The sequence below is a fragment of the Mesorhizobium sp. M4A.F.Ca.ET.022.05.2.1 genome (genome assembly GCF_003998845.1).
GTDB lineage: Bacteria > Pseudomonadota > Alphaproteobacteria > Rhizobiales > Rhizobiaceae > Mesorhizobium.
The window spans coordinates 1-12,800 of the sequence record NZ_RZOJ01000143.1 but is presented as its reverse complement, the minus strand read 5'-3'; the positions used below and the strand labels follow the sequence as shown (position 1 = coordinate 12,800).

The 12,800-nt window shown below is 62.9% G+C and carries 12 protein-coding genes; 10 read left to right on the top strand and 2 right to left on the bottom strand.

The features are described from left to right. On the bottom strand, window positions 1-306 hold a 306-nt coding region (locus tag EN745_RS17100), incomplete at its 3' end, for a LysR family transcriptional regulator (RefSeq protein WP_127421832.1). Window positions 307-633: 327 nt separating this feature from the next. On the opposite strand from EN745_RS17100, the gene EN745_RS17095 reads away from it, so the two are divergent. The 4 genes from EN745_RS17095 to EN745_RS17080 all read left to right on the top strand — a co-directional run bounded on the left by EN745_RS17095 (window position 634) and on the right by EN745_RS17080 (window position 5,095). Further along, window positions 634-1,401: an SDR family NAD(P)-dependent oxidoreductase gene (locus tag EN745_RS17095; RefSeq protein WP_126056437.1), complete on the top strand. Its 768-nt coding sequence runs from the start codon at window positions 634-636 to the stop codon at window positions 1,399-1,401. Window positions 1,402-1,408: 7 nt separating this feature from the next. Further along, window positions 1,409-2,173, top strand: coding sequence for a glucose 1-dehydrogenase (locus tag EN745_RS17090; protein ID WP_127421831.1), 765 nt, complete (start codon window positions 1,409-1,411; stop codon window positions 2,171-2,173). A gap of 257 nt (window positions 2,174-2,430) precedes the next feature. Beyond that, window positions 2,431-3,984, top strand: coding sequence for a trimethylamine methyltransferase family protein (locus tag EN745_RS17085; RefSeq protein WP_127421830.1), 1,554 nt, complete (start codon window positions 2,431-2,433; stop codon window positions 3,982-3,984). Window positions 3,985-4,066: 82 nt separating this feature from the next. Beyond that, a complete protein-coding gene (locus tag EN745_RS17080) occupies window positions 4,067-5,095 on the top strand; it encodes a GlxA family transcriptional regulator (RefSeq protein ID WP_189363073.1) in 1,029 nt (342 codons plus the stop codon). A 72-nt stretch (window positions 5,096-5,167) separates the two neighbouring features. Here the strand turns inward: EN745_RS17080 and EN745_RS17075 are convergent, their stop codons facing one another. Further along, entirely contained in the window at window positions 5,168-6,166 is a 999-nt protein-coding gene (locus EN745_RS17075; protein ID WP_127421828.1) for a helix-turn-helix domain-containing protein, read from the bottom strand. Between the two features lie 140 nt (window positions 6,167-6,306). On the opposite strand from EN745_RS17075, the gene EN745_RS37645 reads away from it, so the two are divergent. The 6 genes from EN745_RS37645 to EN745_RS17045 all read left to right on the top strand — a co-directional run. Next, entirely contained in the window at window positions 6,307-8,916 is a 2,610-nt protein-coding gene (locus tag EN745_RS37645; protein WP_127421827.1) for an ABC transporter substrate-binding protein, read from the top strand. A gap of 313 nt (window positions 8,917-9,229) precedes the next feature. Next, a complete protein-coding gene (locus EN745_RS17065) occupies window positions 9,230-9,463 on the top strand; it encodes an acylphosphatase (protein WP_245487752.1) in 234 nt (77 codons plus the stop codon). Between the two features lie 162 nt (window positions 9,464-9,625). Beyond that, a complete protein-coding gene (locus tag EN745_RS17060) occupies window positions 9,626-10,276 on the top strand; it encodes a Rieske 2Fe-2S domain-containing protein (RefSeq protein ID WP_127421826.1) in 651 nt (216 codons plus the stop codon). Continuing rightward, on the top strand, window positions 10,273-11,118 hold the full coding sequence (locus EN745_RS17055) for an aromatic ring-hydroxylating dioxygenase subunit alpha (RefSeq protein WP_126056429.1): 846 nt from the start codon (window positions 10,273-10,275) through the stop codon (window positions 11,116-11,118). The genes EN745_RS17060 and EN745_RS17055 overlap by 4 nt, the downstream gene beginning before the upstream one ends. After that, window positions 11,115-11,774, top strand: a complete 660-nt coding sequence (locus EN745_RS17050; protein WP_127421825.1) for a glutathione S-transferase family protein — start codon at window positions 11,115-11,117, stop codon at window positions 11,772-11,774. Before EN745_RS17055 ends, EN745_RS17050 begins: the two co-directional genes overlap by 4 nt. A 1-nt stretch (window position 11,775) precedes the next feature. Further along, on the top strand, window positions 11,776-12,800 hold a 1,025-nt coding region (locus tag EN745_RS17045), incomplete at its 3' end, for an amidohydrolase family protein (protein ID WP_127421824.1).

The following is a 12,800-nucleotide window of genomic DNA, read 5'->3' as shown; positions in this document are numbered from 1 at the left end:
GGCCAAAGTAACGTTCCTCGAACGATCGCCGCGCTTCACATTTCGGACGATGTCGGCGGCTCGCGAGAAGCCGCTGGCGAGCACGCCGTAAAGGTCCTCGCCCGCGCTTGTCAGCGCCACGCCGGTCCCCAGCCGGGTAAAGAGCGGCACTCCGAGCTCGTCCTCGATCGCTTTGATCTGCCGGCTGACGGCGCCTGGAGTGACGTTCAGTTCCGCCGCCGCCAGCTTGAACGACAGGTGCCGGGCGGACGCCTCGAAAACCGCCAAGGCGGTCAAGGACGGCAGATCGTAGTAGCGGCGAACCATCTCAAGCTCCCAACAGTTCAATGATCGCGCGGCGCGACAGCTTGAGCAAGAGAGGCCAATCTATCCGAAAGCCGTTTTTCGAGCGATGCGATAGCCCGCGTTTCGGCAGACTATGGCCGCGATCCCAACCCTTCGCGGCGGATCATAGGAGAATCCGACGAACCAACCCGTCGCGATCCGCGACGCCTTCCAATCAGCGTCCGACGCCGCTGTCGACCGCCGCGTAACTCAACAAGGAGGTGAGACTTTTGCAGGCTTGCGCCGCTGGCGTTCGGCGGTGGTTCGGAGAATATGAGCCGAATTCTCCCTCAAAATATGGCTCGAGCGATGACGGATACTGAGAAGAAGACGGTGGTGATAACAGGCGCGGCCGGGGGCATCGGCCAAGTGCTCTCCAGGCAGTTCATTGCCAACGGCTATCGTGTGGTCGCCGGCGACGCCGACCAGGCGGGGCTGGACAAGCTCGCCGCCGAGCTCAACCGAAGTGAGCAGAAGGTCTGGAGCAAGGCCGGCGATCTTCGCGACAAGGCCTATTGCGAGGATTTGATCGAATACGCCATCCAGGCCACAGGGCGTCTGGACGTGCTCATCAACAATGCCGGCATCATCACCCGCGGGAACATCCTCGAGACGACCGACGACGACTGGGAGCGGACGTTCGACATCAATCTGAAGTCGATCTTCTACACCTGCCGGCGCGCCATTCGTCATATGAAGGGTCATGGCGGCGGCGCGATCGTGAACATCGCATCCTGCTGGGGACTTTATCCCGGGCCCGGCCACGCGGCCTACTGCACCAGCAAAGCGGCCGTGGCGGCGTTCTCCAAATGTCTTGGCCGCGATCATGCCGGCGATGGGATACGGGTCAATGCGGTGTGCCCGAACGAGGTCAACACGCCGATGCTGCGCACCGGCTTCGCCAAGCGCGGTTTCAATCCCGACACCGCCATAGCGGAGCTCAACAGCACGGTGCCGCTCGGCCGGATCGCCGAGCCGGAAGACATAGCCGAGGTGGTCTACTTTCTGAGTTCCGACGCCGCCCGCTACATTGCCGGCACGACGGTCGAAGTGAACGGCGCAAAGCCGGTCTATTGAGGACACCATGGCTGACAGACTGGCAGGCAAGATCGCAATCATCACCGGCGGCGGGCGCGGTATCGGCGCCGGCATCACCCAGCGCTTTGTGGAGGCAGGCGCAAAAGTCGCCATTGTCCAGAGGAACTCGCCGCCTGAGACGATGCTCAACGAGGGTGTCATCTACGTGAAGGCGGATCTCTCCAATTCCCGGGACATTGCTGCTGCCGTCGAGACCGTCGTCGAACGGCTTGGTGGCTTGGATGTCCTCGTCAACAACGCCGGCATCATGTTCGAGAAGACGGTCGACGAGATGACCGAGGCCGACTGGGACCAGATGATGGACATCAACCTGAAGGCTCCGTTTCTGCTGACAAAGGCGGCAATGCCGCACCTTCGGAAGCGGCCCTGCGCAAGCATCGTCAACATCGGCTCGATCGAAGGGCTGGCGTCCAATCCCGGGCATCCAGCCTATTCAGCCTCGAAAGCGGGCATTCACGGCTTCACGGCGGCGGTCGCCGTTGACCATGGGCACGAGGGCATCCGCTGCAACGCCATCGCGCCAGGCTGGATCAATTCCGACCTTAGCGAAGCCTACATTGACAGCATGGCCGACAGGGATCGCGTCCGTAGGGAGCTGCTTGTCATGCATCCGGTCGGGCGTCTCGGCCAGCCGACCGACGTCGGAAACCTCGCAGTCTGGCTGGCCTCGGAAGAAAGCGCCTTCGTCACCGGCCAAGTCTACGTCATCGATGGTGGGCGCACAAAGAAGCTGCCGCTGCCGGTCTCTTGAGGCTGAGAACCCGGCAATCCGTACCGGCTTTGCGCGCAACTCGCCCCTGGATCAGGGACGAGCCCGACCAAGCAGAAGGGTGAGTTCCGATGGTGTTGCCAGCGGCCGCGGCTTAGCGCCGGGAGGTCGGAGACTCGGCCTTTCCGCGCTTTAGTCAACAGGCGCGTGAGACTTTTGCAGTAGGTGAAATCAGCTGCTTCCGGCAATAGTTCCGCCCGGCTCACAAGGGCCGCACAATTTCTCTCGGAGGCCGCGTCATGACTGCTCAACTGCAAGTTTCTCGTAGGGGAGGGCGGGAAGCGCGGCGGACCATCCGCACGGCACCGAAGATCGACATGCTGCCGGCGCTGAAGCGCGGCCTGCCGGTGCTGGAGCCTATGGATGCCGAGCAGGTCGAGCGCATTCACGAGGCTTCGCTTGCGATCCTCGAAGACGTGGGGGTGGTGTTTCGCGACCCGATCGCGATCGAGGACTGGAAGCGGGCCGGCGCCGACGTCAGGGCCGACGACCGGGTTCATCTCGACCGCGGCCTGGTCATGGAACTCATCAAGACCATTCCCTCCAGGATCGAGTACTTCGCCCGCGACCCGGCAAAGAATGTCGAGCTCGGCGGGCCGAAGTCGATCTTCGTGCCGATGACCGGCGCGCCTTACATGCGCGACCTCGACGACGTCAGGCGGGGTCCGACGATCGCCGACCTCGGCACTTTCCACAAGCTGGCGCATATGATGCCGGCGCTGCACTCGTCGGCGCACCATATCGTCGAGCCGATGGACCTCGTCGTTGCGCACCGGCATCTTCACATCACCTATTCGTCGATGAAGCACTCCGACAAGATCTTCATGGGCATGACCACTTCGCCCAAGAATGCCGAGGACGTGCTCGACATGTGCGAGATCCTGTTCGGTGAGGGTTTTCTCGAGACGCATGCAGTCACCACCGGCAACTGCAACGGCAATTCGCCGCTGGTCTGGGATCAGGTGATGCTCGGCGCCATGCGCGCCTTCTGCCGGCGCAACCAGCCGGTGCTGTGCTCGCCCTTCGTCCTGGGCGGCGCCAACACGCCGGCCTCCACCGCTGCGGCGGTAGCGCAGCTCAACGCCGAGGCACTTTCCGCGCTGGCTTACACACAGGTGATACGCAAGGGCTGTCCGGCAATCTACGGGCACTACCTTTCGACGGTGTCGATGCAGTCGGGTGCGCCGATGGCGGGGACGCCGGAGATCTCGCTGATGAATTTCATGATCGGCCAGATGGCGCGCCGCTACAACGTGCCCTGGCGCACCTCCAACCTCCTCGGCGGCGCCAAGGTGTTCGACGCACAGGCGGGCTATGAGAGCGCCATGACGATGATGGCGGTGCTGATGTCGGGCGCCAATTACATCTGGCACTCTGCGGGCTGGAACGAAGCCGGCATGCACTGCTCGATCGCGAAATTCGTCGTCGACGCCGAGGTCTGCTCGATGGGTTATCGCATGACGCAGGGGATCCAGTGGGACGACTTCGACGAGGCCCTTTCTGCCGTGCGCGATGTCGGGCCGGGCGGCCACTACCTTGGCCATCCGCATACGCAGGCGAATTTCGAGCGGGCCTTCTTCATCCCGAAACTGTTCGACAACAACTCGATCGAGCAGTGGTATGCGGACGGCTCCAAGGACATCAAGCAGCGGGCGCTCGAACATGCCCGGCGGCTTCTGGCCGAGTATGAAGAACCCACGCTAGATGTCGCGAAGGACGAGGAGCTGCGCGCTTACATAGACCGGCGATCGCGCGAGATTCCCGCGGTCGATGCATTGAACGAGGAATATTGAGGGTGAAGCCCGAGCCCGGAATGTTCGGTAACCCAACCGCCATGCACGGCCTCCGATGAACGCGTCCGCGAACATAAGCGCCATGAAGTCATCCGCCACGCCGGGAACTTCGGCGATGGCCGGCAGGCCCTTCGAGCTGGTGGTTTTGGTGTTGCCCGGCTTCTCGCATCTGGCGCTTCACGCCTATATCGAACCGTTCCGCATCGCCAATACGATATCACGCCTGCCACTGTTCCGCTGGCGGATCGCGGGCCTGAACGCTGGGGCCGTGGAGGGTGCCAACGCCGTTTCAATTGCAGTTGATGCAACAATCGATGAGCTGGGTTGCGGATCGGACGATCGCAAGCCGGATCAACTCGCGATAATGGCGGGCGAACCGGTCGAACGGCAACTGACGCCACAACTCAACGGATTTCTGCGCACGATTGCGCGCCGCGGCGTTTCGATATCGGCGGTTGGAACGGCGACATGGGTGCTGGCGCAGACCGGTCTGCTTGCGGGAACGCGCTGCACGATCCACTGGTCCCGGCTCGCCGCATTTGCCGAAGTTTTCAACCAGCCGCGAATACGAGATTCCCTGTTCGTCAAGGATGGGCAATATTCGACTTGCGCTGGCGAGCTGGCGGCATTTGACCTCGCAGTCGACCTGATCGGGAGCCACGCAGGCGACTACATTGCTCAAGAGGTCTGCCGGCACGCGACCGTCGAAGGTCAGCGTTCGGGGTCAAACCGCCAGACCGGGCCTTCAGGTCTTGCCTTTGCCGGCGTGAGTGACAAGCTTCTGATGGCAATGCGGATCATGGAGGAGAATGTCGAATTTCCGCTCTCCATGGATGAGGTTGCGCATCGGGCCGGAGTGTCGCGGCGTCAACTGGAACGCTTGTTTGCTGCTCATATCGAGGTGCCGCCGGTGCGGCACTATCTGCGGATACGCACGGACCATGCCAAGCGCCTGATCGAAGGCACGCGCATGTCCATCATCGACATAGCCATCGCCTGCGGGTTCATGTCAGCCTCGCATTTTGCAAAGTGCTTCAGGGCCTTCAACGGGATATCGCCGCAACAGTGTCGAGCAATGGTGCCGGCCTGGGTAGGCCCCGGACTTGGATAGTTGATCGGCCAGGACCCTTGGTCGTTTTGGGGAAGGCCGTTTCGAATCCGTCAGCGCTTGACCCCGGCGGGCTCATTTCCCAATCCGCCTGAATTGCTTGGGGGTCATCGAAAAGTGCTTCTTGAAACTGCTGCAGAAATGCGCAGTGTCGCTGAATCCTGTTTCATAAGCGATCTCCGTGACACTTCGCCGTCGGCTCTCCAGGAGTTCACGCGCTGCGAGTAGACGTATCCGTCGCCAGAACACGGCTGGCGCGGATTGCAGGTCTGCGAGGAAGGCGCGATTCAGGCGCGCCTTGGAAGTGTTCAGGGAATGCGCGAGTTCCCCGATCGAGCATGGCGCATCGATGCGGGTCTCCATCACCTTCACCGCCTCTACGGTCAGTCGCGATGCCGCCCCGAGTGCCTCCTCGTAAGGTTTCGTCCGCAAGGCGATGCGCGGTTCCTCGGGTTTGAAGAGAAGGTAATTGAGGGCTTTTTGCGCCCTGCCGGCATTGCTGTAGTGCGCGATCAGGAAGGCCGCGACCTCAATCGCCACGATGCTCCCCGGGCATGTAACGATATTTCCATCGATGACATAGTTTTGGTTGGTGACCGGGCTGGCATGTTGGTACCTCGCCACGAACTCGCCCAGCGTGTCAAAGTGCAAAGCGCATTCGCGATGCCTGAGAAGCCCTGCCTGTGCCAGCACAAAGCTGCCCGTGCACAGGCCGATGATGGGGATGCCGCGCCTGTCCGCTGCCTGCAGGTAATCGAATGTCGCCGCATGGATCGTTTCCATATCCCGGACCAGCCCGCCGCACACGGCCAGGCAGTCGTATGTGGCTGGATCATCCAGGTTTCCCGTCGCGGCCATCTCTAGGCCGCAGCTTGCGCGCACCGGTAGCGGCCCCGCCGCAATGAAATCCCAGGCGAAATAGACCTGCCGGCTCTGATCCTGCCGGTCAGCGGCCAATCGAAGCGCATCCACGAAGCTCGCCATCGGCGTCAGGGTGAAGCTCGGACAAAGAATGATGCCGACCTTCAGATAGGGCAGCCCGACGCGATCAGGCGTTTTCAGTGCGGGTGTCAAATCCGGGCGCCTTTCCAACGCAGAGCACGCCAGCGCAATTCTTATGAAAAACGTGTCGCAATCACAATTCGTGAATTTCGCGGACCGCTAATGTTTGACCATCCAACGAGTGAGCGCTCGCGAGCAGAGACTCCCCTGACATGACGTTGACGCCGGCTTTTTCCAAAATCCTCGAGCCGCTCCAGCTGCGCCACAAGACGCTCCGCAACCGCATCAACTTCGGCGCTCATACCGCCAACATGGCCGAAGATGGCATGCCCGGAGCGCGCCACCTGGGCTACTACCTGGAACGGGCCAGGGGAGGCGCGGCCATGATCGTGGTCGAGCCGATGCCGGTCCACCGGACGGCTCGGCTGACGCGCGGCAATTTCCGACATGATGACGATGTGGTGATCCCTGGCTTCAGGGCGATCACCGACGCCTGCAAGGCGGAAGGCGCGGTGATGATCCACCAGCTGTATCACGTCGGCCAGCACGGAGATTACGACAATTCCTATAGTCCGAATTGGTCTCCCTCGGGCCTGCCGTCTTATCACGATGGGGACGGCAGCCATCGTATGCGTGAAGCCGAGATCGAGGAGATCATCGAAAGCTTTGTTGGCGCCGCTGTCCGGGCCAAGAAATGCGGCTTCGACGGGGTGGAGTTGTTCGGCCCCTACAACTCGCTGATCGAGCAATTCTGGCTGCCATGGTCGAACCGGCGCGACGACCGCTGGGGCGGCAGGTTCGAAAACAGGATGCGGTTCTCGACCGAGATCACCTCGCGCATCCGTTCGGTGACCGGCGATGGGTTCATCATCGGCCTAGCCTCGAGCATCGACGCCTCGGTTGAAGTCGGGATGAACACGGAGCTGCTCCAGGAGATTGCCGCCTATCATGATGCGCGCGCCCTGATCGACTACATCAGCTGCGGCACCGGCAGTTACTTCGATCACTCCTCGGTCATGCCGACGTTCCTCTTCCCCGACAAGCTCGGCGCCCCGAACGCCCATGCGTTGAAGGAGGTCTGCAAACACACCCGCGTCCAGGCCGAAAGCCATATCCGCACACCCGAAAATGCCAACGAGGTTATCTCGTCGCGCCAGGCCGACATGGTCAGCATCGTGCGCGGCCAGATCGCGGATCCGCACTGGGTCAACAAGGTGGCCAGCGGCCGCGACGCCGACATTCGCGGCTGCATCTCATGCAACCAGATGTGTTGGGGAAGGCGCTCCAGGGACTATTGGATCTCGTGCCTCGTCAACCCCTCGGCCGGCCGCGAATTCGAATGGGGTGGCGACCGCTTCGCGCCGAGCATGCAGCCGAAGCGCGTCTTGGTGGTCGGGGGCGGACCGGCAGGGCTCGAAGCGGCCCGCGTTGCCGCCGAGCGCGGCCACAGCGTCACGCTCGCGGAGGCCGGCCCGCAACTCGGCGGACAGTTCAGGCTCGCGGGTTTGCAGGCGCGGCGGTCTCAAATCCTGGAATTGATCGACTGGTACGAACGGCAGTTGACCAGACTGGGCGTCAGTCTGCTGTTCAATACACCGCTCGATGCCGGGGAGGTCGCCGGCCGCGACTTCGAGGAAATCGTCATCGCGACGGGCTCGCAACCCGCCGGCACGGGCTTCCAGCGTGGACTGCCTGGGCAGGACCGCCTTCCAGGGGTCGACTTGCCCAATGTCTGGTCAGTCGAGGATGTGATGACCCGGACGGCACGCCTGGGCGACCATGTGCTCCTCATCGATGACACGGGTGATTGGCGGGGCCTCGGCACCGCGCTCGAAATCGTGGCGCGTGGCCATCGCGTCACCGTGGTTACGTCCTGGCCAGTGGTAGGCCGTTTCCTGCAACGCACGGAAAGCGACGAACGGCGCGAGAGCGGAAAATGGTGGAGCGGAGAAGCGATGCTCGATGGGATCGAGTTCATCGACTATGGAACCGACCCGAACGCGATGGTGAATGCCTTCGAGGCTGGCGAGGTTGACCTAAACAATGAAACTGGCGCGGACTATGTCGAGATCCTGGACGGGCTTGGACTTCACCAGACTGAGATCCAGACCGCGACGACGCTGGTTGCGCGCACCAACGTCACGCAAAAACCGTATGACGATAAGCGCGTGCGCAACGCGCTCCAGATGGCGGTCGACAACGACGTCGTCCTCCAACTGGGCTATGCCGGACGCGGGACAGTCGGCGAAAATCATTTCGTCAGCCCGATTCACCCCGAATACTACCCGCTGCCAAAGAAGGCGCGCGACGCGGCGGGAGCAAAGAAACTGATGGCGGAAGCCGGCCAGGCGGATTTCGAGCACGAGCTGATCACCGTCGACGATGACTGGAACAAGAGCACGGGGGACGCGATTGCCGCCCAGCTTCGCGACGCCGGCATCAAGGTCAAGCGTACGGTGCTGCCGGGCTCGACCTTCTGGAACGACTGGACGAAGTATCCTTACTCCGTCACCGTTTGGTACATGCGCCCGCTTGGCGTCCAGGTGCTGGCACTGGCGTTTCGAACGGGCGAGGCCTGGAACGAGACCGGCTACTCCGATCCGGAGTTCGACAAGAAGCTCAAGGAGGCTCTGTCGGTAAGCGCGCCCGAAAAGCGGCGGGAAGTGATGAAGGACATCGAGACCATAATCCAGGACTCGGGGATCATCATCCAGCCCTATTGGCAGAAGCTCTACAATCACATGAGCAAGAAGGTGAAGAACTACTCCATCCACCCGACCTTCCAGATGGATCTGGAGAAGGTCTGGCTGGAGCAAGACTGACGCTTTTGCTTTTCGCTGACGGCCAGTGGTGGCTGCGGATGCCCTTTCCCTAGGAAGGGCAACAGCCACTACTGTGCTCTCACGCAAGCATGAAGGTTGCCGCCCACCGACGTCGCGGACAGTCCGTTCCGGCTGGCCGCGGCGTCTTCGCGTTTTCACTCACCAATCCGACTGGGTAGTCTGCCCCACTACCTTCTTCCGGTATCTTTTGTGCGGCAGTCGAAACAGTCGTATCCTGTCCCGCCGTGACGGCCGCGGACGAAGCATGAAGGTCTCGATGAGCGAGCAAAATCCACGTTCTGCGCGGGAACGCATGACGATCCTCGGCGATGTCGAGGCGGCATCCTTTCTTCCGTGGATCGAGCGTCATGCCGCCAAGCTCGGGCTCGCGCAGGCAATATGCGTCACCGGTCCCGACCGGATCGAACTCGAAGTTGCCGGCCCGGCCGAACTCATCGACATGATGGAGATGGGGTGCTCTCTTGGACCAATCGATGTCTGGGTCGAGACCATTCGCCGGGCGCCGATCGAGAGCGAATCGGGCTAGCTTTGCAGTCGCAGGTCTTGCCTGCCAGGGCGTCATGCACCTTTTTTAGGCTATTGTTGCCAGTGAGGAAATGTTGTGCAAACGTAACCGAGCTTATTAGCATATCCTTGACCGCGAAAGCCGCGCTCGGGAAGATGCTAGGTGTCGTTTGAAAGTTGATGCATGCCGCCCTATCCGACTGGCTCATGGATGCCTGTTGCCCTCTCCGCGGACCTGCCGGCGGGAACCGTAATCCCGGCGCAATCCCCAGCCGGGTCGATTGCCCTTTGGCGAAGCCGTTCCGGCCGTGCGGCGGCCTTCGCCGACAGATGCCCGCATCGCGGCATGCGCCTTTCCCATGGCTTCGTGCGCGGTGAGAGCCTGTCCTGCATCTATCACGGCTGGAGCTATGCCCAGGCGGGAAACTGCCTGCGCATTCCGGCCCATCCGGCACTGGCGCCGCCGGACACGATTCGTGTCGCGACGCAGCCCGTCGAGGACGGCGGCGGTATCATTTGGATTTCCGTTGGCGAACCCGCCGCCGGGCCGCCCCGGTTCGAGGGCCTCGCCCCCCTGCGCTCGATGATGGTGGAAGCGGACATCGCGGCGCTGGAGGCGGTCGCGGGCACCAAGGCCGACGGAGGCCTGCTCGGCTACACCGAGAATGCCCGGACCGTCCAGCTGCTGCTTGCTCCGCAAGGGAAGGCGCGGACGCTGATGCATGTTCTGGTGGACCAGGGCAGCAGTCAGGCCGAGCGTATCGCCGCATCGAGGGCCGCAGAGGCGCTGCGGCGGGCGGCCGAGGATAATTCGCGCGACGGGATCGCCCGATGACCCGTAACGCGATGATCGACGAATGGTATCCGGTCGGCCTTGCCAGCCAGCTTGACGCGCATGGACGCAAGACGGCCCTCATGGGCGAGCCGATCGAGCTGAGGCGCGGCGAAGACGGGAACGCCACGGTGACCGGCGGCAACGGACGTGCCCTGCCGGCCTGTATCCGCTATGGCCATGTCTGGTCGTCGCTCGGCGACCCGCAAAAGCCGTTGTTTGCGATCCCCGAGGCCGATCAGCCCGGCCGCCGGCTCGTCGATGTCGGGGTGGTGCGCGTGCGCTGCTCGCCGCTGCGCGCGGTGGAGAACTTCCTCGACATTGCGCATTTTCCTTTCGTGCACACCGACATATTGGGGGCCGAACCGCACACCGAGGTGCAGAACTACAAGGTCGAGATCCGGGAGGACGAAGACGAGGTTTGGGCGACCCAGGTGAAGTTCTACCAGCCGCAGGCCGCCAAGTCGGCGGAGGGCGGCATCACCACGGAATACATGTATCGCGTGCCCGCGCCGACCTGCTCGATCCTCTACAAGACCTGCCCGCCGCGCCCGGGTGAATGGGACGTCATCACGCTTTTCGTGCAGCCGCTTGCCGAAGATCTGTGCGATGTCTGGCCATGGATGGCGCTGTTCGACGACGAAACGCCGATGACGGACCTCATCCACTTCCAGCAGACGATCTTCGTCCAGGACCGGTCAATCCTCGAAAACCAGATTCCGGGGCTGCTGCCGCTGGATCCCGGCATGGAGATCCCCACGAGAGCGGACCTCACCTCGGTTGCCTACCGGCGCTGGCTGAAACGTCATGGCTACACCTACGGCGCGCAACTGGTGGCGCAATGAAGCTCTTCGACTACGTGCTTTCGCCGAGCTGCTACAAGGTGCGACTCATGGCTGCGCTGACCGGGGTGACGCTCGACATCCGCCCTGTCGACTTCCATCCCGGTGTCGAGCATCGCGGTCCTGAGCTCATGGCGCTGAACCCGGCGGGTTCGATCCCGATCCTGGAAGATGGCGATCTCGTCCTGACCGAATCCTCGGCCATGCTGGTCTACCTCGCCGCCAAGGCGGCGCCGCAATGGCTGGGCAACGATACGGCCGGGCAGGCGGCGCGCGTCCAGCAATGGCTTTCCTTCTCGCACCGGCTTACCGCCAGCCTGGGCGCCGCGCGCCTGCACGAGATGCTGCTGCGTCCGGGCAATATCGCTGTCCTCCAAGGGCAGGGGGTAGCGGCCCTGCGGGAGCTGGAGGCTGGCCTTGTCGAACAGCAGATCCGCGGCCAGCGCTTCCTTGCGTCGGACCGGCCGACGATCGCCGACATCGCCTGCTTTCCCTATGTGGCGCTGGCGCCGGACGGCGGTGTTTCGCTCGATCCCTATCCTGCGATCCGGCTCTGGTCGCGGGCGATCCGCGCCATCGATGGCTTCATCGAGATGCCCGGCATCCACCGGCTGCACGAACTGAAGCCCGAGCCCGTGCCAGAAGTCGGCGAGGCCTGACGTGGCTGGCTATCTGTTGAAGAACTGCGCTGCGGTCATCGTCGACGAGGGCAACGGTCCTGACGTCCGGCGCAATGTCGATGTCCTGACCGACGGCCCGGCGATACGCGCCATCGGCGAAGGTATCGACAAGGCGGAGCTGCCCGCCGGGACGGTGGCGTGGGACGCCGCCGGCTGGTTTGTCTATCCCGGCCTCGTCAACACCCATCACCACTTCTTTCAATGCTTCGTGCGCAACCGCGCCGATCTGGACTGGACGAAGCTGTCGGTCATCGAATGGCTCGACCGCATCTATCCCGTCTTCTCGCGGCTGACCGAGGAATGCTTCTACCACGCGTCGGTCACAGCGATGGCCGAGTTGATAAAGCACGGCTGCACGACGGCGTTCGACCATCAGTATTGCTTTCCGCGGCATGCCGGTAAACGGCTGGTCGACCGGCAGTTCGAAGCGGCCGAACTCCTCGGCATGCGCTTCCATGCCGGGCGCGGCGGCAACACGCTGCCGAAATCGGAAGGCTCGACCATCCCCGACGCGATGCTGGAAACGACCGACGAGTTCATCGCCGACTGCGCCCGGCTGATCGACGCCTATCATGATGCCGGCCCTTTCAGCACGCGCCAGGTCGTCGTCGCGCCCTGCCAGCCGGTCAACTGCTATCGCGAGACCTTCGTGGAATCGGTGGCGCTGGCGCGCGACCGCGGGGTGCGCCTGCATACCCATGTCGGCGAGGGCGAAAGCCCGGTCATCGAGGCCCGTCACGGCATGCGCACGGTGGACTATTGCGCGGAGATCGGCTTCTGCGGGCCGGATGCGTTCTATGCCCATTGCTGGGAACTGACCCACGACGAGTTGCGCAGGATGGCCGCCAGCGGCACCGGCGTCGCGCACTGCCCGGAGCCGGTCTATCTCGTCGGCGCCGAAATCACCGACATCCCGGCGATGTCGGCGTTCGGGCTCAGTGTGGGTCTGGGCTGCGACGGCGCCGCCTCGAACGACAATTCCAACCTGATGCACTGCATCCATTC